This is a genomic window from Azospirillum sp. HJ39 (assembly GCF_041507355.1).
Lineage (GTDB): Bacteria > Pseudomonadota > Alphaproteobacteria > Azospirillales > Azospirillaceae > Azospirillum > Azospirillum thiophilum.
On the sequence record NZ_CP167911.1, the window covers coordinates 2,545,054 to 2,567,981 of the forward strand.

Consider the following 22,928-nt stretch of genomic DNA (forward strand, 5'->3'; position numbering starts at 1 on the left):
CAGGGCCGCCCGCGCAGGCCCTCGGTGGGTCACTTCTGGATGTTGACCACCGCCGACGCTGGAGCCAGGGCGATGCCGCGGTCGGCCAGCGCGGTCATCCAAAGATTGATCCGTTCGATCGTGGTCGGATAGGGCGAGGCGAAGCCGACGGCGGCGCCGTTGGTCTTGGCCAGCTCCTCCAACTCGCGCAGCTGGTCGTCGATGGCGCCGCGCGACAGGTCGCGGTCGATGACCCGGTCGCCCAGCGCCCGCGGCACGCCGGCGAGATTGGCGAGCGGTCCGGCCACGCTCTTGGGGGTGAGGCGGGCATCGACGAACAGCAGGCCGCGGGCCTTCAGCGCGTCGATCACCGGCTGCATCGCCGCCGGATTGGCGGTGAATTTGCTGCCGGTGGTGCTGGTGATGCCGACATAGCCCACCGCCTTGCCCAGCGACCATTCCAGCCGCTCGATGTTGCGGTCGGGGCCGAGCATGGTCAGCAGCGCGTTGGGGCCGGGATCGTCGCGCGGGTAGTTCTGCGGCTCCATCGGCACCGAAAGCATCACCTCGTGCCCCTTGGTGCGGGCACGCTCGATCCAGTCGTCCAGCCGCTCGGCATAGGGCAGGAAGGCCAGCGTGATGCCGGGCGGCAGCTTCGCCAGCGCGTTGCCGGTGGTCACCCCGCTGAGCCCGAGGTCGGACATGACGATGGCGACCCGAGGCCGCTTGTCGGTGGCCGGGAACGGGCGGGCATAGACCTGCCAGGGCTTGCGCCCGTCCTGGGCGATGCGCGGCAAAGGCCCGTTGCGGCTGTCCTCCACCAGCCCCGGCACAGGAGCCGGGGTCAGCGTGACCGCCGCTCCCGGCACGCCCGGCAGGGGCAAGGGCGCCGCATCGGTCGGGAGCGGCGCCGTCGCGGGCGCCGCCGCCTTCGGCATGGGAGGCGGCGGCAACGCGGCCACCGCCACCGTCGCCGCCGGAATCTCCGCCTGCCATGCCTCCCTCGTCGAATCGGCATTCAGCGCCAGCCAGCCGGCCACCCCGGCATAGGCCACCGCCGTCAGGGCGGCGGCGCCCAGCAGGGCCTTCGACAGCGGCTTGCGCGGCCCGCGGCCCGCCCCATCGCCGGTGCGGCGCAGGCGACGCAGCCAGCCGAGGCCGGGGCGCAGGCCCCGGACATCGAACCGCAGACGACCGAGCAGGGCTGGAGCCTTCACTGTCCGCCGCTCCGGTCAGCGCGCCGCGGCGCGCTGCTGGAACAGGGCGACGCCCCGCAACAGATCCAGCGCGCGGGCAAGCTGGAAGTCGAAGGGCGGCTCGGCCCCCTCCGCCGCCGCACCATCGGCCGGAGTTGCCCCGGGAGTTGCCCCGGGAGCAGCAGGCGCGGCCGGTGCCGCACCCGGCGCCGGAGCAGCGCCGGCACCCGGACCGGGGGCGGGCGCCGCCGGGTTGGGTGCCGCCGGAGTGCCCGGAGCCGCCGGGTTGGTGGTGGCCGGACGGGGTGCCCGGTTCTGGTTGGCGGCGTCGGGGTTGACCAGCGCGCCCTTCAGGTCGGCCTCGCGGCGGCGGACGATGTTCCTGTCCAGATCCTCCACCTTGGCAACATGCACCTCGATATCCGGGGTGATGCCCAGCTGCTGGATCGAGCGGCCCGACGGCGTGTAGTAGCGCGCCGTGGTCAGACGCATGGCGCCGTGGCCGGGCAGCGGGATGATGGTCTGGACCGATCCCTTGCCGAAGCTCTGGGTGCCCATGACGATCGCGCGCTTGTGGTCCTGCAGGGCGCCGGCGACGATTTCCGACGCCGAGGCCGAGCCGCCGTTGATCAGCACCACCAGCGGCAGCCCCTTGATCAGGTCGCCCGGCTTGGCGTTGAAGCGGGTGCCCTCCTCCGCCCGACGGCCGCGGGTCGACACGATCTCGCCCTTCTCCAGGAAGGTGTCCGACACCGACACCGCCTGGTCGAGCAGGCCGCCCGGGTTGTTGCGCAGGTCCAGCACGAAGCCCTTCAGCTTGTCGCCCAGCTGTTGCTGGATCGAGGCGATCGCCTTCTCCAGCCCGCTCTGGGTCTGCTCGTTGAAGCTGGTGACGCGGACATAGCCGATCTCGCCCTCGGTGCGGAAGCGGACCGACTGCACCTTGATGACGGCGCGGGTCAGCGACACGGTGAAGGGTTCCCCCGCCTCGCCGCGGCGGACGGTGACCTTCAACTCGCTGCCGATGGGGCCGCGCATCTTCTCGACCGCCTCGTTCAGGCTGAGGCCCATCACCGCCTCGCCGTTCAGCTGGACGATCAGGTCGCCCGGTTGCAGGCCGGCGCGGAAGGCCGGGGTGTCATCGATGGGCGATACGACCTTCACCAGGCCGTTCTCCATCGTCACCTCGATGCCCAGCCCGCCGAACTCGCCGCGGGTCTGGACCTGCATGTCCTGGAAGCTCTTCTTGTTCAGATAGCTCGAATGCGGGTCGAGCGAGGTCAGCATCCCGTTGATCGCCGCTTCGATCAGCTGCTCGTCGGTCACCGGCTCGACATATTCGGCGCGGACACGCTCGAAGACGTCGCCGAACAGGTTCAGCTGCCGGTAGGTGTCCGACGAGTTGCTGGACTGTGCGGTGACGGTGGCGACGCCGGCTCCCAGAAACACCAGAGCAGCCGCTGCGGCGGCGCGCTTGATCATCCTCATCTACCCTTGTCCTTTCCCCTCCGGGGCGCCGAACCCGCGTTGCGGGTTGATCGGCTGGCCGTTTCGTCGCAGCTCGAAATAGAGATCCGGATTGCCGTCCGGCGGCATGACCGCCAGCGGTTCCCCGCTGGCCACCTTACGCCCGACGGCCGTGTCGATCCGGCCCAAACCCGCAATCAAACTATGATATCCGTTGCCGTGTTCCACGATCAAGATTAGGCCATAGCCCTTGAAGGGCCCGGCGAACACGATCGTGCCGCTGCGCGGCGCCACCACGGCGGCGGCGGCCCGGGTCTGGACGGTGACGCCGCGGCTGGTGGCGCCGAAGCGGTCGGCCTCGCCGAAGCGGGTCGTCAACCTGCCGGCGGCGGGCAGCACCATGCCGGCGGCCGCCGGCGGGCCATCGGCGGCGCGGTTGGGAGCACGCGCCGCGAGATCTCGCTCGCGCGCTGCCTCGCGGGCAGTCTCCTCCTTGGTGCGCTGTTCCTCGGCGGCCTTCTGTTCCGCCAGCTTCTGCTCGGCGGCGCGCAGGTCGGCCAGCTTGCGTTCGGCATCCTTGCGTTCCGCCTCCTTCCGGGCGGCAAGGCGGCGTTCGGCCTCGCGCTTTTCTGCCTCGCGCCTGGCCGCCTCCCTGCGCTCCGCCTCGATCCGCTCCGCTTCGCGGCGGGCGGCGGCTTCGGCGGCGGCGCGGCGTTCCGCCTCGATCCGTTCCATCAACTGGCGCAGGTCGACGGCCTGCCCGGACAGGTCGGCCATGCGCTGGCCGACCCGGACGCGTTCCTCCTCGGTCTGACGCGACAGCTCCTCGCGCCGGGCGATCAGGCGGTTCATTTCGCTCTGCTTCTCGGCCAGCGCCACCCTAGCGGCCAACGCCTTGGAGCGCCGGTCGACCAGCTTGCCGCGGGTGTCGGCCAGCGCGGTGAGCGCCTGGGCCAGCGCGTCGGCGCGCGCGCGCAACGCCGGCACCGCGTCGCGCAGCAGCAGGGCGGAGCGCAGCGTATCGACCGGGCTTTCCGGCCGGGCCAGCGCCGCTTCCGGCGGGATGCGCGCCAGCCGTTGCAGGGCCCCCAGCAGGGTGGCGATCTGCTGGCGCTCGCCGTCGAGGCTGGCGGAGCGCTCGCGCTCCTCCGCCTCCAGCGCGGTCAGGGAGTCTTCGAGCTGGTCGAGCGCCTGTTCCTGCCCCTGCGCCTGATCGGCCAGCGCGATCAGCCGGCCGCGCAGATCCTCCAGTTCGGTCTGAAGGGCCTGGGACTGGCGTTCCAGCTGCTGCTGGCGCTGCTTGCCGGTCTGGAGCTGCTGCTCGACCCGCTTCAGCGTGTCCTTGGGGCCGTCGGGTTGGGCGCCGCTCTGCGCATTCGCCGGCTGGACGAGGACCAGCCCGGTGATGACGACGAAGCCGGCAAGGATCCCCTCTCCCGCCCCGGATACCCTCTCCCCCCCGCTGACGCGGGGAGGAGAGGGGGCATCAAAGGCGAAGGGACCGCCCGGCGCCATCCGTTACTCCGCCGCCGCGCGGGCGGCGGTGCGGACCAGCAGGTTGCGGCCGGTCATCTCGGCTGGCTGCGGCAGGCCCAGCAGGTCGAGCAGGGTCGGCGCGATGTCGGCCAGACGGCCGCTCGCGATGCGGGCGCCGGCCGGGCCGTTGACCAGGACCAGCGGCACCTTGTCCAGCGTGTGGGCGGTGTGCGGGCCGCCGGTTTCCGGATCCTTCATCAGCTCGCAGTTGCCGTGGTCGGCGGTGACCAGCATGGTGCCGCCGGCACGGCGCACCGCGGCCTCCACCTGCCCCAGGCTGCCGTCGACCGCCTGCACCGCCTTGATCGCGGCGTCGAGCATGCCGCTGTGGCCGACCATGTCCGGATTGGCGAAGTTGACGACGATCAGGTCGTACTTGCCGGAGTCGATGGCACCGACCAGCTTGCCGGTCACCTCGGCCGCCGACATCTCCGGCTGCAGATCGTAGGTCGCGACCTTCGGCGACGGCACCAGGATGCGATCCTCGCCCTCATACACCCGCTCCTCGCCGCCGTTGAAGAAGAAGGTGACGTGCGGGTACTTCTCCGTTTCGGCGATGCGCAGCTGCGTCATTCCGGCCTCGCTGACCACTTCGCCCAACACCTTGGTCAGGGATTTCGGCGGAAAGATGGTGGTCATCAGCTTGGCCAGCGCCGACGAATATTCGACCATGCCGACCGCGGCGGCCAGCTTGGGCGCGCCGTCCACCGGGAAGCCGTCGAACTCCGTGTCGACATAGGCGGCCAGGATCTCGCGGGCGCGGTCGGCGCGATAGTTCGCCATCAGGATGGCGTCGCCGTCCTCGATGCCGGCATAGTCGCCGATCACCGTCGGCAGGATGAACTCGTCATGTTTGCCGGTGGCATAGCTCTGCTCGATCGCCTGCATCGGGTCGGCGGCGCGCTCGCCCTCGCCCTTGGTCATCGCGGCATAGGCCTTGGCGACGCGGTCCCAGCGCTTGTCGCGGTCCATGGCGTAATAGCGGCCGATCACGGTCGCGACCTCGACGCCCGGCATCTCATGGACGTCGGCCATGAACTCGGCGACCTGATCCTTGGCGCTCTGCGGCGGAACGTCGCGGCCGTCGGTGAAGGCGTGGACCGCCACCGGCACGCCCTCGCGCGCCAGCACGCCGGCCAGCGCGGCGATGTGGTCCTGGTGCGAATGGACGCCGCCCGGCGACAGCAGGCCCATCAGGTGGACACGCCCGCCGGTCTTGTGCATCGTCTTGACGAGGTCGTTCAGCGCCGGGTTGCGCTCCAGCCCGCCCTCGACGATCGCGTGGTCGATCATCACCAGATCCTGCATGACCACCCGGCCGGCGCCGAGATTCATGTGCCCGACCTCGGAATTGCCCATCTGCCCCTTGGGCAGCCCGACCTCCTCCTCGCTGGCGTCGAGGAAGGCCGTCGGCTCGGCCGACCACAGACGGTCCCAGTTCGGGGTCTCGCCCAGCGCAATCGCGTTGTCGGACCGCTCCTCGCGATAGCCCCAGCCGTCCAGGATGCAGAGGACGACAGGGCGGGGTCGGGTGGTCTCGGTCATCGCGCTTACCTTTCTCGAAAGGTTGTGGTCTCGGAGTTTCGTATTTTTCGGCTCCGGCGCGTCGATTGGCGCCGGATGCGACGCTCAGGATCAGGATCTGTGATAGGGGTGGCCGGCAAGAATTTGTTGGGCGCGATAGAGTTGCTCCGCAAGCATGCCGCGCACCAGCATGTGGGGCCAGGTCATCGGCCCGAAGGCAAGCAGGAAGTCGGCCCGCGCGCGCACCGCGTCGCCATGGCCATCGGCACCGCCGATCAGGAAGGCGAGATCGCCGGCGCCGCGGTCGCGCCAATCGCCGACCTTGGCGGCGAAGGCCTCGCTGGGCAGCGCCTTGCCGCGTTCGTCCAGCGCCACGACGATGGCGCCGGCCGGCACGGCGGCGAGCAGAAGCTCGGCCTCCTGCCGTTTCAATTCGTCGGAGGAGAGGCGTTTCTTCACCTCGACCTCCTTCAGGGCGAAGGGCCAGACGAGCCGGCCGACATACTCGTCGAACAGGTCGCGGGTCGGTCCACCCCGCGACCGCCCGACGGCGGCGAGCCACAGACGCATGATGCGGCCCTCCGCCCCCGTCCGGTCAGGCGCTCAGCCGCGCCGTATCGGACGGCGTCGGCAGGTCCAGACCCCACATCTTCTCGATGTTGTAGAAGGTCCGGACCTCCGGCTTGAACAGGTGGACGATCACGTCGCCGGCATCGACCAGGACCCAGTCGCTCTGGGTCAGGCCCTCCATCTCGACGCCGCGGACGCCGGCCTGCTTCAGCTTGTCGGCGAGCTTCACGGCCATGGCGGCGATGTGCCGCGTGTTGCGGCCAGAGGCCACGACCATGTAATCGGCGAAGGTGGTTTTCCCGGCGAGATCGATGACGGTCACGTCATCCGCCTGGTCGGCGTCAAGCGACGCCTCGATGAGCGCCTTCAGCTCCTGCGGTTCCAGGATCTGGGGAACGGCGGCTGGCCGCGGAGCGGTCGCGGCCGTTTCGGTGTGCGTGGTGATGGCTCCAACCTCTTGCAACGGTTTCACGATCCGGCGGCCCGTGCCTGCCGGATCGCCGTCGCCGAGGCCGGATGCAGGGGATTGCGTAAGAACGCCCAGGCCGGCCGCCTGCGGCGCGCCAGCCCTTTGACCCCCGACACGGACACCCGCCGACGGGTGTAACGCTGGGCGGCCTTGCCGCTCAGCGCACCAAGAGAATAGGTCGGACGGGCGAAAACCGCAACGGCCACCGACTCGAAGATTCGTGTCCAAAGCTTCCAGCGCGGAATTTGCCGCAGATTGTCCGCCCCCATCAACCAGACGAAGCGGGTTTTCGGGAAGCGGCGCTGCAGCTTGGCCAGCGTGTCGGCGGTGAAGCGGGTGCCGAGCGCCGTCTCGATCGCCGTCACCTCGATGCGCGGATGGGCGGCGACCGCGCGCGCCTCAGCCAGCCGGTCGCCGAGCGCGGCCATGCCGGCGGCCGCCTTCAACGGGTTCTGCGGGCTGACCATCCACCACACCCGGTCGAGGCCGAGCGACTTCAGCGCGAACAGGCTGATGTGCCGGTGCCCGTCATGGGCCGGATTGAACGACCCGCCGAGGATGCCGACGGTGAGGCCGGCATAGAGCGGACCGGAATAGAGATGGGGGGCCTTCTCCGACCTGGAACGGGTTCCCTCGCCCTTACGGCCGCGTCTGGCCATCGCCGCGCACGACATACTTGTAGCTGGTCAGTTGCTCCGCACCCACCGGGCCGCGGGCGTGGAACTTGTCGGTGGAGATGCCGATCTCGGCGCCCATGCCGAACTCGCCGCCGTCGGCGAACTGGGTCGAGGCGTTCCACAGCACGATGCCGCTGTCCACCCGCGCCAGGAACCGTTCCGCCACCGCCGGATCCTCGGTCAGGATCGATTCGGTGTGGTGGGAGCTGTGGGCGTTGATGTGGTCGATTGCCGCATCCACCCCGTCCACCACGCCGCAGGCGATGATGGCGTCGAGATATTCGGTGTCCCAGTCCGCCGCCGCCAGCGGGGTCACCCGCGGATCGGCCGCCTGGGCCGCCGCGTCGCCGCGCACGGCGCAGCCGGCGTCGAGCAGATCCTTGACCAGCAGCGGCAGCGCCGTGCCGGCGATGGCGCGGTCGACCAGCAGCGTCTCGGCCGCGCCGCAGATCGAGGTGCGGCGCATCTTGGCGTTCAGCACCACCTTGCGCGCTTCCTCCAGGTCGGCGGCGGCATCGACATAGACATGGCAGTTGCCGTCCAGATGCTTGATGACCGGCACCCGGCTCTCGTCGGCGATACGCTGGATCAGCGACTTGCCGCCGCGCGGGATGATGACGTCGATATAATCGCGCATCGTCAGCATATGGCCGACGGCGGCACGGTCGGTGGTGGGCACCAGCTGGATCGCCGCTTCCGGCAGCCCTGCCTCGCGCAGGCCCTGGACCAGGCAGTCGGCGATGGCGCGCGACGAGCGGATGCTCTCCGACCCGCCGCGCAGGATGGCGGCGTTGCCCGATTTCAGGCAGATGCCGCCGGCATCGGCGGTCACGTTGGGCCGGCTTTCATAGATGATGCCGACCACGCCCAGCGGCACGCGGACGCGCTGGATGCGCAGGCCGTTGGGCCGGGTCCAGTCGGCCAGCACGCCGCCGATGGGATCGGGGAAGTCGGCGATGTCCTCCAGACCCTTGGCCATCGCCTCGATGCGCGCGTCGTCCAGCATCAGCCGTTCGCGCATGGGGCCGGACAGGTCGCGGGCGTTCGCCATGTCCTCGGCGTTGGCAGCCTTGATCCCGGCCGCCCGGGCGCGGATGGCCGCCGCCGCCGCCCTCAATGCCCGGTCCTTCGACGGTCCTGGCACGGTCGCCAGCGCGGCCGCGGCGGCGCGGGCGGCGCGGCCGAGGGCGATCATCTGGTCGTGCAGGGCGTCGGTGGTGTCGAGCAGGGCGGACATGGAGGTCTCCAGACACTCTATCCGTTGAAGGGACGACGACCTTAACGAATTGTTCGGGGTTGCGAAAGCCGCGCGGTTGTGGGACTTCGGCGTTGCGGGAGGGGCGGGCGTGTGCAAAACGCAACGCACCCCAAGGGCCGGGCCGGCAGGGGCCGAGCCGGGATTTCGGGTAGGGTGACATGCTGACGCTGCTGCTGATCGTCTCCGCCTTCTTCGCCGGGGTGCTGAACGCCGTGGCCGGGGGCGGCAGCTTCCTGACCTTCCCGGCGCTGGTCCTGGCCGGAGTGCCGCCGCTGAACGCCAACGCCACCAGCACCGTCGCGGTGTCGCCGGGCGCGCTGGCCAGCGCCTACGGCTACCGGCGGGAACTGGGGCGCATCCGCGAAATCCACCTGCCCTCCTTCCTCGGCATCAGCCTGGTCGGCGGGCTGCTGGGCGCGCTGCTGCTGCTGTGGACGCCGCAGCGCACCTTCGAGGCGATCGTCCCCTGGCTGCTGATGTTCGCGACGCTGCTGTTCGCCATCGGCCCGACGGCGTCGGCCTGGGTCCGCCGCAATTTCACCATCGGCCACGGCACGGTGCTGGCCGTCCAGTTCCTGATCGCGGTCTATGGCGGCTATTTCGGCGGCGGCATCGGCATCCTGATCCTGGCGACGCTGGGCGTCTTCGGCCTGACCGACCTGCATGCGATGAATGGGCTGAAGTCGCTGGTGTCGGGTTGCCTGAACGCGGTGGCGGTGGCCGCCTTCGTCGCCGGCGGCGCCGTCTACTGGACGGAGGCGCTGATCATGCTGGTCGCCGCCATGGCCGGCGGCTATGCCGGTGCCTCGGTCGCCCGCCGCATCCCCCCGCCCCTGCTGCGCAAGGCCGTCATCCTGGTGGGCGCGGCAATGACCGTCTATTTCTTCGTCACCAAGACCTGAACCGCCGCTGAACCGTGCCCTGACGCCCGACCGGAGCCCTCCTGCCATGTCCAAGAAGACAATCGACCGCGACGCCCTGCCCTACCGCCCCTGCGTCGGCATCATGCTGCTGAACGACCGCGGCGAGGTGTTCGTCGCGAAGCGTTGCGGATCCGAAGCCGACTGGCAGATGCCCCAGGGCGGCGTCGACGAGGGCGAGGACGCCCGCACCGCCGCCTTCCGCGAACTGGAGGAAGAGATCGGCACCGCCAAGGCGGAGTTCGTCGCCATGACCGCCGCCCCCCACCGCTACGACCTGCCCGACGAGCTGCTGGGCCGGGTGTGGAAGGGCCGCTGGCGCGGGCAGGAGCAGATGTGGATGCTGGCCCGCTTCACCGGCACTGCGGCCGACATCCGGCTCGACACCGCGCATCCGGAGTTCGACGCCTGGAAATGGGTCGATGCGGACGAGTTGCCCGGCCTGATCGTCGCCTTCAAGCGCCCGGTCTATGAATCGGTCCTGGCTGAATTCCGCCCGCTGATCGCGGCGCTGCGAGGCTGATCCGCCCATCGCGCCGCCCGGCTGCCCGCCGTTCCGCCTCCTTATCCCAAATTTGCTTGTCCCAATTTTGATTGCGGTTATCCCCAACTTCTTCCCTCATGCCCTTCGGCCCCAGACTCGCGCTTAACGAATCCTTATGGCGGCTCTGGCAACGTCGCTGCTGCAACCGGAATGCGCTGAAGCGGCCCGGCTTTCGACGGAGGGGTGACGTGTCGCTGATCAAGTGGACCGAGGAGGATGACGGACGCATTCGCCTGGGACTGCCCAGCGACCTGGATCTGCCGATGGCACAGCCGCTGCTCGACAGCCTGCGGGCGGCGTTCAAGGCATCCGCCGACGTCACCGCCCAGGCGGATGCGGTGGAGCGGATCAGCGCCGCCTGCATCCAGGCGCTGGTGGTTGCCGCGCGCGACGCGGCGGAGCGGGGAGCCGCCTTCGCCATCCTGCGCCCGTCCGACGTCCTGTCCGAAGCGTGCGAGGATCTGGGTCTCGCCGCCTGGTTGAAGCAATGGAGCCGAGCGTGAAGAAGAAAGTGATGACGGTGGACGACTCGCGCACCATGCGCGACATGGTGTCCTTCACCCTGCGCGGGGCCGGCTACGAGGTGGTCGAGGCCGCCGACGGCCAGCAGGCGATGAACGCCATCGCCACCACCAAGGTCGATCTGGTCATCACCGACCTGAACATGCCCAATATGGATGGGCTGACGCTGATCCGCCGGCTGCGTGCCATCCCGGCCCACCGGACGCTGCCGATCCTGATGCTGACCACCGAAGCCGACGAGAAGAAGAAGGCCGAGGGCCGCACCGCCGGGGCAACCGGCTGGATCGTCAAGCCCTTCAACCCCGACAAGCTGGTGTCGGTGGTGCAGAAGGTCTGCGGCTGACCGCAGGCCGGCAGCCGCGTTCGGCAGCAAGATTAAGGAACCGCCGTGGACGATCTCAGCCGCTTCAAGCAGACCTACTTCGACGAAAGTGCCGAACTGCTGGCCGTCGCCGAGGCCGGGCTGCTGCGCCTCGCCCCCGGCGAGATCGACATGGACGAGGTGAATGCGATCTTCCGCGCCGTCCACTCGATCAAGGGCGGCGGCGGCGCCTTCGGCTTCGCCGATCTCGTCGCCTTCGCGCACGAGTTCGAGACAGTGATGGACGGCGTGCGCAACGCCGAGATTCCCATCACCACCGGGCTGGTCGACACCCTGATCCGCGCCAACGACGTGCTTGCCCGCATGCTGTCGCATGCCGCCGATGGAACCGAGGCGCCGGAAGGGACCACCGACGACACCGTCGCAGCGCTCCGCCGCTTCCTCGACATGGCCGGGGCCGCGCCGGATCAACCGCCACCGCAGCCGGCACCACAGCCGCAACCCGCCGCCACGCTCCACCCCGATGACGAGGACGACGAGGCCGGCATCTTCGGCGACGCGCTGGCCGCCATCGAGGCCGCCCGCGGCGACCAAGGACCGTCCGAGACCCTGGCGGCGGACGCCGTTCCAGACGGGAAGATCCGCTGGACCGTCGTCTTCCGCCCCAAGGCGGAGCTGCTGCTGTCCGGCAACGAGCCGACCTACATGCTGCGCGCCCTGCGCCGGCTGGGCGAGGCGGAGATCGTCTGCCACCTGGACCGGCTGCCGGGCCTGCGCGACCTGGACGCCGAACTGCTGCATCTGTCCTGGACGGTGACCCTGCTGGCCGGCCCGGAGGTGGATCGCGCCCGGATCGACGACGTGTTCGAGTTCGTCGCCGACGACTGCGACATCCGCATCAGCGCCGAGGCGCCGCCTCCCGCCATCATCCCCGCAATCCCCCCCGGGGCCAGCCCCCCGGCGCTTCAGAGCACGGCTCCGGCGCCCGGCGCCGATCTGCAGGACAAGGCCGTTCCGCCGCCGGCGGCGGCCACGCCGGCCGCCACCACGTCCGGCGCCGCCGGCCCTGGGAAGGCCGCCGACGGCGCCAGGCGCGGCAACGGCGGCGACCATGCCGGGCCGACCAGCCACACCATCCGCGTCGACCTCGACAAGATCGACCGGCTGGTCAACATGGTCGGCGAGATGGTCATCACCCAGGCGATGATCGCGGAGCATGTGCGCGACCTGCCGCCCGGCCAGTTCCAGGAGCTGCTGGAAGGGCTGGAAAGCCTCGCCCAGCACACCCGCGAACTGCGCGAAAACGTGATGTCCATCCGCGCCCAGCCGGTGTCCAGCGTCTTCTCGCGCATGCCGCGGCTGGTGCGCGAATGTGCCGCCGCCACCGGCAAGGAGGTGATGCTGGTCACCTCGGGCGAGACGACCGAAGTCGACAAGACGGTGGTGGAAAACCTCGTCGACCCGCTGACCCACATGATCCGCAACTCAATCGACCATGGGCTGGAAGGCCCGGAGGAGCGCGAACGGACCGGCAAGCCGCGCGCCGGCACCGTGCATCTGTCGGCCGCCCACCGGTCGGGCCGCATCGTCATCGAGGTGACCGACGACGGGCGCGGCATCAACCGGGCCAAGGTGCTGTCCAAGGCGATCGAAAAGGGGCTGGTCCAGCCGGGATCCAGCCTGTCGGACGAGGAGATCGACAACCTGATCTTCCTGCCCGGCTTCTCCACCGCCGACCAGGTGTCGAACCTGTCCGGCCGCGGCGTCGGCATGGACGTGGTGCGGCGGAACATCTCCAGCCTGGGCGGGCGCATCGGCGTCTATTCGGCGCCGGGCGAGGGCTCGCGCTTCGTCCTGTCGCTGCCGCTCACGCTGGCGGTGCTGGACGGCATGGTGATCTCGGTCGGCGACGAGCGCTTCGTCCTGCCGCTGACCAACATCGTGGAAAGCCTGCGGCCCAAGCCGTCGGACCTGCACGGGCTGGTCAACAAGTGCGACGTGATGATGGCGCGCGGCGAATATGTGCGGCTCGTCCACCTGCACCGGCTGTTCGGCATCCCCAAGGCCATCGACGACGCCACCCGCGGACTGGTGGTGCTGGTGGAGACGGAGGACGGCTCCCGACTCGGGCTGGTGGTGGACGAGGTGCTGGGCCAGCAGCAGGTCGTGATCAAGAGCCTGGAGGCCAATTTCCGCCGGCTGGACGGGGTCGCCGCCGCGACCATCCTGGGTGACGGCCGGGTCGCCCTGATCCTTGACGTCGCCGGCCTGCGCGAGATGAGCCGCCACGGCGCTGCCCCCGCCTCCGGCATTCCAACCACCGCCATTCCCCTGGCCGCCCCGGCGGACAGGTCCGACCAGCGTCAACGCCAAACGGTTTGAGGTCCAGCGATGAGCAGTTCCACCGCGATCGCCCCTGTCAGCTCCCGCACCGATCTCCAGCCTGCCGGCGGCGCGAACGGGACGGAGGAGCAGTACGTCACCTTCACCGTCGGCAGCGAGGAATACGGCGTCAACATTCTCGCAGTCAGGGAAATCCGCGGCTGGACGCCGGAGAGCCGGTTGCCTAACCTTCCCGACTATGTCCGCGGCGTGATCAACCTGCGCGGCATCATCATCCCGATCTTCGACCTGCGCGCCCGCTTCGGCGGTGGCCCGACCGAAGTGACCAAGCGGCATGTCGTGGTGGTGATGCAGGTGGGGGAACGCACGCGCGGCATCCTGGTCGACGCGATTTCCGACATCCTCGCCATCGGCCACGACGAGATCAAGCCGCCGCCCGACGTCGACAGCGGCCTGATCGACGCCGAGTATCTGAGCGGTCTCTACACCGCGGACAACCGGATGGTGACCCTGCTCAATGTCGGGAAGCTGTTCGTGGGCGAACATGCCGAGCAGGACGCCGCCCCGCTCACTGCGGTGCGGGAGACGGCCTGACCCGAAGCAGGCATCTCCGGACCGGGCCATGCCATGGTCAGGCCCGGAGGAACCTGCCGAACCGATGATTTCACGGGCTCTGCCGATCCGCCCATTCGTGGGCGGAGGCCGGAGACCTGCCTTGAACCGACCCTGCCTCGAACCGGTCCGACGGTTCCGGCCGGGGCCCTGCGCCAGCCAGAACAAGAAACCACTGCAAGGGGAAGCGTCAAAAATGGCCACCGACGGGACGATCGCCAGAACCGGCGCCTTCCTCAGCGACATGCGCATCGCCAAGCGGCTATGGCTGGGCTTCGGCCTGCTGCTGCTGCTGATCGCCGCCCAGTCCGGCATCGGCGTGTTCGGACTGGACGGGCTGAACCGCCGCATCGACGGCGTCATCTCATCCGGCGATCTCGCCGTCTTCGCCAAGGATCTGGAAAACCGGCTCGCCGCCGAACGGCTGCAGACCCGCGAATACATCAACCTCGGCACGCCGGAGGCGCTGGAGCGTCTGCGCGCATTGCGCGGCGGGTTCGATGCGGCGATGGCCGACCGGCAGGCCAGATTGAAGGGCTCGCCCCAGGCCGCGGCCTTCGCCGGGCTGGCCACGCTGCACGGCACCTACCATGAGCGGTTCGATGTGGTGCGCGCGATGCGCGAGCGCGCCGACCGCACGCTGCACGACCGCATGGACCCGCTGGGCGCCGAGCTGACCAAACGGCTGCAGGATGCCGTGGCCGCGGCAACCGCATCGGGCGACTCTTCCGGAAACGTCGCCGGAAACAGGGACATCGCCTTCGGCATACAGGAGATCGAGAACCGCTGGCTGATGACCCGTTTCGCCGCCAACCGGGCCATCGGGCTGCGCGATGCCGCCGCCGCCGCCCAGGTCGACGCAACGGGCAAGGCGATGGCAGACGGCATCGTCCGGCTGCTGGCCAGCCTGCGCGGCGACGGCGGCCAGTCGGCGGAGAAGGCCGCGGAGATCGCGGCGGGGCTGCGCGAGATCGATGCCCGTGCCCGGGACTACCGCACCGCCTTCCGCGAGGTGGTCGCCGCCAATGACGAAGTGGGCCGGCGCACCGAAGACCTCGCCGCAGCCGCCACCGCGATCAACCACGCCATCGACGCCATCGTCGGCTCCATCGCCGAAGGCGCCAGGGCGACCGAGGCCGAGGCCGGACAGGAGGCGGCCTTCGCCATCCGCCTGACCCTGGGGCTTGGCCTGCTGTCGCTGGTGATCGGCGTCGTCGCCGCCAACCGCATCGCCGCCTCGATCATCGGGCCGGTCACCGGCATCCGCCGGGTGATGGCCGATCTGACCGCCGGCAAGCTGTCGGTCGCGGTTCCGCACACCGGGCAGCGGGACGAGCTGGGCGACATGGCCCGCGCCGTCGCCGCCTTCAAGGACGAGGCGGTGGAGGCGGTGCGCTCGCGCATCGCGCTGGAGCGGGTGTCGGCCAACATCATGATGGCCGATACCGACGGCCGCATCCTCTACGCCAACGACTCGATAATGACGATGTTCCGCCATGCCGAGGCCGACCTGCGCACCGCCCTGCCCGACTTCGATTCGCGCACCCTCGTCGGCCGCAACTTCGACGTCTTCCACCGCGACCCCGGCCACCAGCGCCGCCTGCTGTCCGACCTGACCCAGACCCACCGCGGCTGGGCCAGGGCCGGCGGCCGCAGCTTCCAGGTCATCGCCAACCCGGTGGTCAGCCGACAAGGCGAGAAGCTCGGCACCGTCATCGAATGGCGCGACATGACCGAGGAGCTGGCGATCGAGGCCGAGATCGGCGCGATGGTGGAGAACGCTGTGCGCGGCGACTTCAGCCGCCGCATCGCGCTCGATGGCAAGACCGGCTTCTTCCGGCTGGTCAGCGAAGGCATCAACCGGCTGTCCGCGAATATCGCCGGCGTCACCGAGGAACTGGCGACGATGCTGGAGGCGCTGTCGCAGGGCGACCTGACGCGCCGCATCGACAAGGACTACGAAGGGGTGTTCCAACGGTTGAAGGACGATTTCAACCGCACGGTGGAGAGCCTGTCGGAAATCGTCCGGCGCATCGACCACGCCACCGGCTCCATCGCCGTCGCCAGCCGCGAGGTGGCCGCGGGCAGCATGGACCTGTCGGAGCGGACCGAGCAGCAGGCCTCCTCGCTGGAGGAGACCGCGGCCAGCATGGAACAGCTCGCCGCCACCGTGCGCTCCAACGCCGACAATGCCCAGCAGGTCAACGGCTTCGCCACCGAGGCGCGGACCGCCGCCGCCCGCGGCGGCGAGGTGGCGGCCAATGCCGTCGAGGCGATGCGCCGCATCGAACAGTCGTCGCAGAAGATCTCCGACATCATCGGCGTCATCGACGAGATCGCGTTCCAGACCAACCTGCTGGCGCTGAACGCCGCGGTGGAGGCGGCACGCGCCGGCGACGCCGGCCGCGGCTTCGCCGTGGTGGCGCAGGAGGTGCGGCAGCTCGCCCAGCGCTCCGCCCAGGCATCGAAGGAGATCAAGGCGCTGATCCTCGACAGCGGCGGGCAGGTGCGCGAGGGCGTCGGCCTCGTCCGGTCCGCCGGCAGCGCGCTGACGGAGATCGTGTCGGGCATCGGCCGCGTCGCCAACCTGGTGTCGGAGATCGCGCGGGCGACCTCCGAACAGGCCTCCGGGCTGGACGAGGTCAACATTGCCATCGCGCAGATGGACGAGATGACCCAGAAGAACGCGGCGCTGGTGGAGGAAAGCACAGCCGCCGCCCGTTCGCTGGAGGATCAGGCCGACCAGCTGCGCCAGCAGATGACCTTCTTCACCCTGGACCGCGGCGCCCAGGCGCACGCCGCCCGCTGGCAGCGGGAGCCCGCCTGACCATGGCGGCGGCAGCACGATGACCGACCGGTCGACCATCCTCTCCCCCGAAACCGCGACACCCCGGCGCACGCCGGCCGCGGTGTTCGACACTGCGCGCGAGTTCCGCTTCGAACGGCACCATTTCGACCTGATCGCCGGCCTGCTCTATCAGCTGGCCGGCATCGCGCTCGCCCCCCACAAGGTCGAGATGGTCTATGCCCGGCTGGCTCGGCGCCTGCGCGAACTGGAGCTGCCGGATTTCGACGCCTATTGCGCCCTGCTGGAAAGCGACGGGGGGGAATGCGAGATCGGCTTTCTGGTCAACGCGCTGACCACCAACCTGACCAGCTTCTACCGCGAATCGCACCATTTCGATTTCCTGGCCTCAGTCGTCCTGCCGCAGCTGCGGGAACGGAACGCCGGCGCGTCGCGGCCGCGGCTGCGGCTGTGGTCGGCCGGCTGCTCCTCGGGACCGGAGCCCTACACCATGGCGATGGTTCTGGTCTCGGCGATGGGAGCCGACCTGCGCCGCTGGGATGCCCGCATCCTCGCCACCGACATCGACACCCACATGGTCGAAACCGCCCGGCGCGGCATCTATCCGCTGTCCGGCACCACCGGCATCCCGCCAGCCATCCGCCAGCGCTTCACCGTCGACACCCGGCTCGACGGCGAACCGGCGGTGGCGATGGGCGATGAGCTGAAGCGGCTGGTGACCGTCAAGCCGCTCAATCTGCTGGAACACTGGCCGATGTCCGGGCCGTTCGACGCGATCTTCTGCCGCAACGTCCTGATCTATTTCGACCGCCGCGGCCGGACGAAGGTGATCGAGGATTTCGCCCGGATGATCCGCCCTGGAGGCCATCTGTTCCTCGGCCATTCGGAGAGCCTGTATGGCGTGTCGAACCTGTTCCGCCAGGCCGGCCCGACGATCTACCGGAGGGAATGAGCGATGGACGCCATCCCCCTCCACCATGACGGCCCCCCGTCGGTCCCGGCCCGGCCGCTGGGCAGCGGCCGGTACTACAACCCGGAATTCGGTGCCGAGACGGTCAAGATCGGGCTGGGACAGCAGTCGGTCAGCGACATCGCCGGCCTGATGATCGCGACGACGCTCGGCTCCTGCGTGGCGGCCTGCATCCACGATCCCGTGCGGCGCATTGGCGGCATGAACCATTTCATGCTGCCGGATGTGCCGGCCAGCGAACTGGAGGGCGACGGCGCCGCCGCGCGCTACGGCTCGGTTGCCATGGAGCGGCTGATCGACGCGCTGCTGGTCGGGGGAGCGGAGCGCGCCCGGCTGCAGGTGAAGCTGTTCGGCGGCGGCCGGGTCATCGACTCCAGCTACGATATCGGCGGGCTGAACAGCCGTTTCGCGCTGGACTATGTCCGGACGGAGGGGCTGACCCTGGCCGGGCAGGATCTGGGCGGCGGGTCGGCCCGGCGCATCCATTATTTCCCGCAGGACGGACGGGCGTTCCGCCGCCTGCTGCGGCCGGAGGCGGCGGCCGACACCGTCACCATCGAACGGCACTTCATCACCCGCCTGCACCGGGAGCCGGTGGAGGGCGAGGTGGACCTTTTCGTGCCGCCGCATTCGGGAGGGAGCTGACCCATGCCCAGGCCCATCCGCGTCGTCGTGGTCGACGACAGCGCCCTGATGCGCGAGATGCTGAAGGACATCCTGACCCGCGAACCGGGGATGGAGGTCGCGGGCGTCGCCCGCGACGCCTTCGAGGCGCGCGACGTCATCAAGGCCACCAATCCCGACGTCATCACGCTGGACGTCGAGATGCCCAAGATGGACGGCCTGTCCTTCCTGGAGAAGATCATGACCCTGCGGCCGACGCCGGTGATCATGGTCTCGTCGCTGACACGCGGGGGTTCCGACGCCGCCATCCGCGCGCTGGAACTGGGGGCGGTGGATTGCGTCGCCAAGCCCGGCGGCTCCGACGGGCTGGGGTTCGAGGCGACCGCGCTGGAGCTGGTGTCGAAGATCCGCGTCGCCGCCACCGCGAGGTTGACCGTGCGGCGTCCGCCGGTCGCCCAGGGCGTCCTGCCGGCGCCGCGGCGCTCCGGGTCGGGCAAGCGGCTGATCGCCATCGGCGCCTCGACCGGCGGGGTGGAGCGCATCCGCGACGTGCTGGCCGCCATGCCGGCGGACTGCCCGCCCATCGTCATCACCCAGCATATGGGGCCGAGCTATCTGCCGAGCTTCGCCGCCCGGCTCGACCGGCTGTCGGCCCCTGCGGTCCGGGTCGCCGCCCATGGCGACCGGCCGGCCCAGGGGCTGGTCCTCATCGCCCCCGGCGACCGCCATCTCGCCATCGCGCGCGACACCGCCGGCTTCGTCTGCCACATCCAGGACACGCCTGCGGTCAGCGGCCACCGCCCGTCGGTCGACGTGCTGTTCGCGTCGGTCGCCAAGGCCGCGGGGAACAACGCGGTCGGCGTGATCCTGTCCGGCATGGGCCGGGATGGCGCCATCGGCATGAAGGCGATGTCCGACGCCGGCGCATTCACCATCGGCGAGCAGGAATCGAGCTGCGTCGTCTACGGCATGCCACGCGCCGCCAGGGAGAACGGCGCAGTGAGGATAGAGTTGCCGCTTGCCGCCATTCCCGCCGAAATGCTGCGTGCCTTCGACGCCATCGGCGAACACCCCCGCACCGCCTGACATGTCCGGGTATCAGGGCCGGGTTTCAAGGAGTACCAGCATGTATATCCCCGATGCCGCGCTTCCGGCGACCGAACGCCCGAACGGTGACGGTCCCGACGCCAAGGTTTCGGTCACCACCGACCTGCTGTCGACCTGGCTCGGCTTCGCCGATGTGCAGCGCCGCACGCTCGACCTCGTGCAGAGCGAGCTGACGCGGACCTCGGACCATGTGGAAACCTCCACGCTCGACCTGTCGAACCGCTTCCGCGAGCTGGCGGAGAAGGCGCTGGAACAGTCGGAGCGCGTGGCCCAGATCGTCGCCATGGCCGGGACGGTCGACATCGACGGCGAACGGATCCCGCTCGACACTCTGGTCGTCGGCATGCAGGACATGATCACCGACATGGTGACCAACATCGTCAACCTGTCGCGCCACGCCATGAGCATGGTCTATCTGCTGGACGACGTGCAGAAGGACGTGGGCGAGCTGGAGAAGTCGATCGGCGACATCGACGGCATCAACCGCCAGACCAACTTCCTGGCGCTGAACGCCACCATCGAGGCCAGCCGGGCCGGAGAGGCCGGCCGCACCTTCGCGGTGGTGGCGCAGGAGGTGCGGCACCTGTCCCGCTCCACCGGCGAGTTGGCTGAGCGCATGCGCAGCAAGGTCACCGCGGTGGTGAAGGGCGTGCGCAACGGCCACGACATCCTGCGGCAGATCGCCAACACCGACATGTCGCCGCAGATGCTGGCCAAGGAGCGCGTCGACAAGACGATGGACAGCCTGGTGGCGCAGACCACCCATTTCCAGTCGGTGCTGGAAACCGCGGCGAACGTGTCGTCCGACATGTCGTCCACCATCGCCCACGTCATCACCGGCATGCAGTTCCAGGATCTGACGAAGCAGCGGATCGAGGCGATCAACGACAGCCTCGCCATCATGAACGCCGGGTTGGGCGAACTGGAAACCCGCATCCGCGCCCAGGTGCCGGCCGGCGTTGGCGCGCGCGAGCCGCAGGAATGGATGAACCAGCTGCTGGACCGCTTCACGCTGAGCGAAATGCGCGAGCGCTTCGTGCGCAAGCTGCTGTTGGAGGGGACCGCGCTGGACGAGAACGGCGTGCTCGACCTCGACGCCGGCAAGGGGAACAGCTCCAGCGGCGATATCGAGCTTTTCTAGCGTGCCGCAGCCGTCGCTTGTAGGATGAGTCATCTTTCGGGAAAGACGGATGTCATGGATTACGGTATCGAATTGCGCGATCAGGAGGCGGTCGTCCGTCTGCGCGGGCGCCTGACCTTCAACGACCATGCAAAGTTGCGTGTCCTGATCGGCGAAATGACGCAGAATGCGGCGAAGCGCCAGGTACTCGACCTGTCCTCGCTGGAGTTCGTCGATTCGGCCGGCATCGGCATGCTGCTGATCGCGCGCGAGGAGATGGCCAACACCGGTAAGCAGTTCATGCTGCGTGCCGCCACCGGCCAGGTGAAGCGGGTGCTGACCGTGGCGCAGATCGCCAAGATCGTCCAGATCGAGGACTGACCGGCTTGACCGACGGGACGACCATTCCCTCCCGCCTTCCTTCCGGAAGCCGCACCCGCTTCGCCGGCCTGATCGGGCCGGGCCTGTCCTCCGACCGCCTGGACCCGCTGGCCGGGGCACTGGGCTTGCGCCCGGCCACGGTTCCGGCCGGCTCCTGCCCTGCGGACGGTCCGCTGGCCGCCGTGCTGACCGGAGGATGGGGAACCGGCATGCAGGGAACCGGGGCGGAGGACTCCGATCCCGATGCGCCGGCGCTGTGGCTGCCTCCGGTCGCGGCCTGGATCGAGCCGGCCGCCGGCACCGGCGAAGGGACCGCCGCGTTGGCGCCCCAGCTGGCCCCCTTGCTCGCCGAGGCGTCATCCGCCGATCTCTACGTCAACCTGACCACCGCCACCGCACACGGCCTCCAGCTCGGTGCCCGGCTGCTGGCCGCCTTGGCCGCCCGCCATCCGCTCGCCGGGGACCGCCGCAACGACATCGAGCTGGCCCTGCATGAGGCCGTCAGCAACGCGCTGGTGCATGGCAACCTGGGCGTCGCCGGCATGAAGGAGTTGAGCGCGGTCGAGCTCGAACGCTTTTCCCGCGACCTCCGCGACCGGCTGGGCGACCCGGTGCTGGCCGCCCGCCGCGTCGTCATCCTGGTGCGGATCGAACCGGCGGAGAACGGACGGCCGCTCGCCACTGTGGAGATCGCCGACGAGGGCGCCGGCTTCGTCCCCGCCCCGCGCGGCGGCGGCTCCGGCGGCGGCGGTGCCTCCGGCCGTGGCCTGGATTTGATCGGCACCATCGCCGAGAGGCTGGAGATCGTCGACGGCGGCCGCCGCATCCGCCTGAGGTTCGGGCTATGATCGCCGGACATGTCCAGAACAGCGTCGCCAACGGCGGCCGGGAGGACCGGGGTTCCGATTGCCAGATCTTCGACTGCCCGATCCTGGTGGTCGACGACACCGCATCCAACCGCAAGCTGGTCGGCGCCCTGCTGGCCGAAGCCGGGTTCCGCAAGCTGTCCTTCGCCTCCGGCGGACGGGAGGCGCTAGACCTGATCGCCGCGGCCGGCGCTCCCGACCTGCTGATCCTGGACATCATGATGCCGGGGATGGACGGGTTCGAGGTCTGCCGCCGGCTGCGCGCCATGCCTGAGATGGCCGACCTGCCGATCCTGGTGCAGACCGCCCTGTCGTCGGGCGAGGACCGCAACCGCGCCTTCGCCGCCGGCACCACCGACTTGGTGACGAAGCCGCTGGAGCGGACGGAGCTGCTGGCCCGCGTGCGCATCCACCTGGAAAGCCGGCTGCTGATCCGCAGCCTTCTGGCCTACCGCGCGCGGGTGGAGGCGGAACTGGCGGTCGCCCGCTCGATGCAGGAGCATCTGCTGCCGACGGCCGCCCAATGCGCCGCGGTCGGCGAAGCCGCCGGCTGCACGCTGCGCGCCCGCACTGTGATCTCCCCCGATCTCGGCGGCGACCTGTGGGGATTGCTGCCGCTCGGCGGGCGGCGATTCGGCGTCTATCTGCTGACCGTGGCCGGCCAGGGCGTGTCCGCCTCGCTGAACGCTTTCCGGCTGCACACGCTGCTGCAGGAGCTGGGGCCCATCCATGGCGAGGACGCCGCCGCCCTGCTGACCGTACTGAACGATCGCGCCGCCGACATGATGGCCCCGGGCGAAAAGGCGACGATGACCTACGGCGTGGTCGACGGCGAGGCCGGGCGCTTCACCCACGCCTCCGCCGAAGGCACGCCGCCGATGATCCTGCGCAACGGCATCCTGCAAGCCAGCGGCGTGCCGGAATTCGGCACCGCCACCGGCCTGCCGATCGGCGTCGCTCCCGGGACCCGCTACCGTGCCGAGGCGATGGACCTGCCGCCGGGCGCCGTGCTGGCGCTCGGTGCCGTCGCCGCCCCGGAAGCCCCGGAGGCATCAGGCGGCGGCGACCACGCGCTTCTGTGGATCGAGCGGAAGGCCCCGACATGAGAAGAGCGG

General features: G+C 69.8%; 21 protein-coding genes and 1 pseudogene. 14 read left to right on the forward strand and 8 right to left on the reverse strand.

Features of this window, described 5'->3' with window-relative positions:
* Positions 1–29: 29 nt before the first annotated feature.
* The 8 genes from ABMY26_RS25465 to ABMY26_RS25500 all read right to left on the reverse strand — a co-directional run bounded on the left by ABMY26_RS25465 (position 30) and on the right by ABMY26_RS25500 (position 8,655).
* The gene (locus ABMY26_RS25465; protein ID WP_372397368.1) at positions 30–1,196 is read right to left on the reverse strand and encodes a divergent polysaccharide deacetylase family protein; all 1,167 of its coding nucleotides are present in this window, start codon (positions 1,194–1,196) and stop codon (positions 30–32) included.
* A 15-nt stretch (positions 1,197–1,211) separates the two neighbouring features.
* Entirely contained in the window at positions 1,212–2,663 is a 1,452-nt protein-coding gene (locus ABMY26_RS25470; protein ID WP_372397369.1) for a S41 family peptidase, read from the reverse strand.
* Entirely contained in the window at positions 2,664–4,157 is a 1,494-nt protein-coding gene (locus tag ABMY26_RS25475; RefSeq protein WP_372397370.1) for a murein hydrolase activator EnvC, read from the reverse strand. It lies immediately after the preceding gene.
* Positions 4,158–4,160: 3 nt separating this feature from the next.
* The gene (gene gpmI / locus ABMY26_RS25480; RefSeq protein WP_372397371.1) at positions 4,161–5,723 is read right to left on the reverse strand and encodes a 2,3-bisphosphoglycerate-independent phosphoglycerate mutase; all 1,563 of its coding nucleotides are present in this window, start codon (positions 5,721–5,723) and stop codon (positions 4,161–4,163) included.
* A gap of 90 nt (positions 5,724–5,813) precedes the next feature.
* On the reverse strand, positions 5,814–6,272 hold the full coding sequence (gene rlmH / locus ABMY26_RS25485) for a 23S rRNA (pseudouridine(1915)-N(3))-methyltransferase RlmH (RefSeq protein ID WP_372397372.1): 459 nt from the start codon (positions 6,270–6,272) through the stop codon (positions 5,814–5,816).
* 25 nt (positions 6,273–6,297) lie between these two features.
* A complete protein-coding gene (gene rsfS, locus ABMY26_RS25490; protein WP_045580897.1) occupies positions 6,298–6,744 on the reverse strand; it encodes a ribosome silencing factor in 447 nt (148 codons plus the stop codon).
* Positions 6,741–7,400, reverse strand: coding sequence for a nicotinate-nucleotide adenylyltransferase (locus ABMY26_RS25495; RefSeq protein ID WP_372397373.1), 660 nt, complete (start codon positions 7,398–7,400; stop codon positions 6,741–6,743). The genes rsfS and ABMY26_RS25495 overlap by 4 nt, the downstream gene beginning before the upstream one ends.
* The gene (locus ABMY26_RS25500) at positions 7,381–8,655 is read right to left on the reverse strand and encodes a glutamate-5-semialdehyde dehydrogenase (protein WP_372397374.1); all 1,275 of its coding nucleotides are present in this window, start codon (positions 8,653–8,655) and stop codon (positions 7,381–7,383) included. Before ABMY26_RS25500 ends, ABMY26_RS25495 begins: the two co-directional genes overlap by 20 nt.
* Before the next feature lie 179 nt (positions 8,656–8,834).
* On the opposite strand from ABMY26_RS25500, the gene ABMY26_RS25505 reads away from it, so the two are divergent.
* The 14 genes and pseudogenes from ABMY26_RS25505 (at position 8,835) to ABMY26_RS25570 (ending at position 22,919) form a co-directional block, all read left to right on the forward strand.
* Positions 8,835–9,578: a sulfite exporter TauE/SafE family protein gene (locus ABMY26_RS25505; protein ID WP_372397375.1), complete on the forward strand. Its 744-nt coding sequence runs from the start codon at positions 8,835–8,837 to the stop codon at positions 9,576–9,578.
* A gap of 46 nt (positions 9,579–9,624) precedes the next feature.
* Positions 9,625–10,119 carry an RNA pyrophosphohydrolase gene (locus tag ABMY26_RS25510; RefSeq protein ID WP_372397376.1) on the forward strand — a complete coding sequence of 165 codons (495 nt, stop codon included), beginning with the start codon at positions 9,625–9,627 and terminating at the stop codon, positions 10,117–10,119.
* 209 nt (positions 10,120–10,328) lie between these two features.
* Complete coding sequence (locus ABMY26_RS25515; protein ID WP_045582416.1) at positions 10,329–10,643, forward strand: lipid asymmetry maintenance protein MlaB; 315 nt, start codon at positions 10,329–10,331, stop codon at positions 10,641–10,643.
* Entirely contained in the window at positions 10,628–11,005 is a 378-nt protein-coding gene (locus ABMY26_RS25520; protein ID WP_082108831.1) for a response regulator, read from the forward strand. The genes ABMY26_RS25515 and ABMY26_RS25520 overlap by 16 nt, the downstream gene beginning before the upstream one ends.
* A 45-nt stretch (positions 11,006–11,050) precedes the next feature.
* A complete protein-coding gene (locus ABMY26_RS25525) occupies positions 11,051–13,366 on the forward strand; it encodes a chemotaxis protein CheA (RefSeq protein WP_372397377.1) in 2,316 nt (771 codons plus the stop codon).
* 9 nt (positions 13,367–13,375) lie between these two features.
* Positions 13,376–13,921 carry a chemotaxis protein CheW gene (locus tag ABMY26_RS25530; RefSeq protein WP_372397378.1) on the forward strand — a complete coding sequence of 182 codons (546 nt, stop codon included), beginning with the start codon at positions 13,376–13,378 and terminating at the stop codon, positions 13,919–13,921.
* 214 nt (positions 13,922–14,135) lie between these two features.
* The gene (locus ABMY26_RS25535; protein WP_372397379.1) at positions 14,136–16,766 is read left to right on the forward strand and encodes a methyl-accepting chemotaxis protein; all 2,631 of its coding nucleotides are present in this window, start codon (positions 14,136–14,138) and stop codon (positions 16,764–16,766) included.
* Between the two features lie 19 nt (positions 16,767–16,785).
* Positions 16,786–17,697 (forward strand): protein-glutamate O-methyltransferase CheR, encoded by a 912-nt coding sequence (locus tag ABMY26_RS25540; protein WP_372397380.1) that lies wholly within the window; start codon positions 16,786–16,788, stop codon positions 17,695–17,697.
* 3 nt (positions 17,698–17,700) lie between these two features.
* Entirely contained in the window at positions 17,701–18,360 is a 660-nt protein-coding gene (locus ABMY26_RS25545) for a chemotaxis protein (protein WP_372397381.1), read from the forward strand.
* A 3-nt stretch (positions 18,361–18,363) separates the two neighbouring features.
* A complete protein-coding gene (locus tag ABMY26_RS25550) occupies positions 18,364–19,425 on the forward strand; it encodes a chemotaxis response regulator protein-glutamate methylesterase (protein ID WP_372397382.1) in 1,062 nt (353 codons plus the stop codon).
* 481 nt (positions 19,426–19,906) lie between these two features.
* Positions 19,907–20,587, forward strand: a pseudogene (locus ABMY26_RS25555) (methyl-accepting chemotaxis protein); the annotation flags it as partial.
* A gap of 54 nt (positions 20,588–20,641) precedes the next feature.
* Entirely contained in the window at positions 20,642–20,947 is a 306-nt protein-coding gene (locus ABMY26_RS25560; protein ID WP_372397383.1) for an STAS domain-containing protein, read from the forward strand.
* Between the two features lie 5 nt (positions 20,948–20,952).
* A complete protein-coding gene (locus tag ABMY26_RS25565) occupies positions 20,953–21,795 on the forward strand; it encodes an ATP-binding protein (RefSeq protein ID WP_372397384.1) in 843 nt (280 codons plus the stop codon).
* Complete coding sequence (locus ABMY26_RS25570; RefSeq protein ID WP_372397385.1) at positions 21,792–22,919, forward strand: response regulator; 1,128 nt, start codon at positions 21,792–21,794, stop codon at positions 22,917–22,919. Before ABMY26_RS25565 ends, ABMY26_RS25570 begins: the two co-directional genes overlap by 4 nt.
* Positions 22,920–22,928 lie beyond the last annotated feature (9 nt).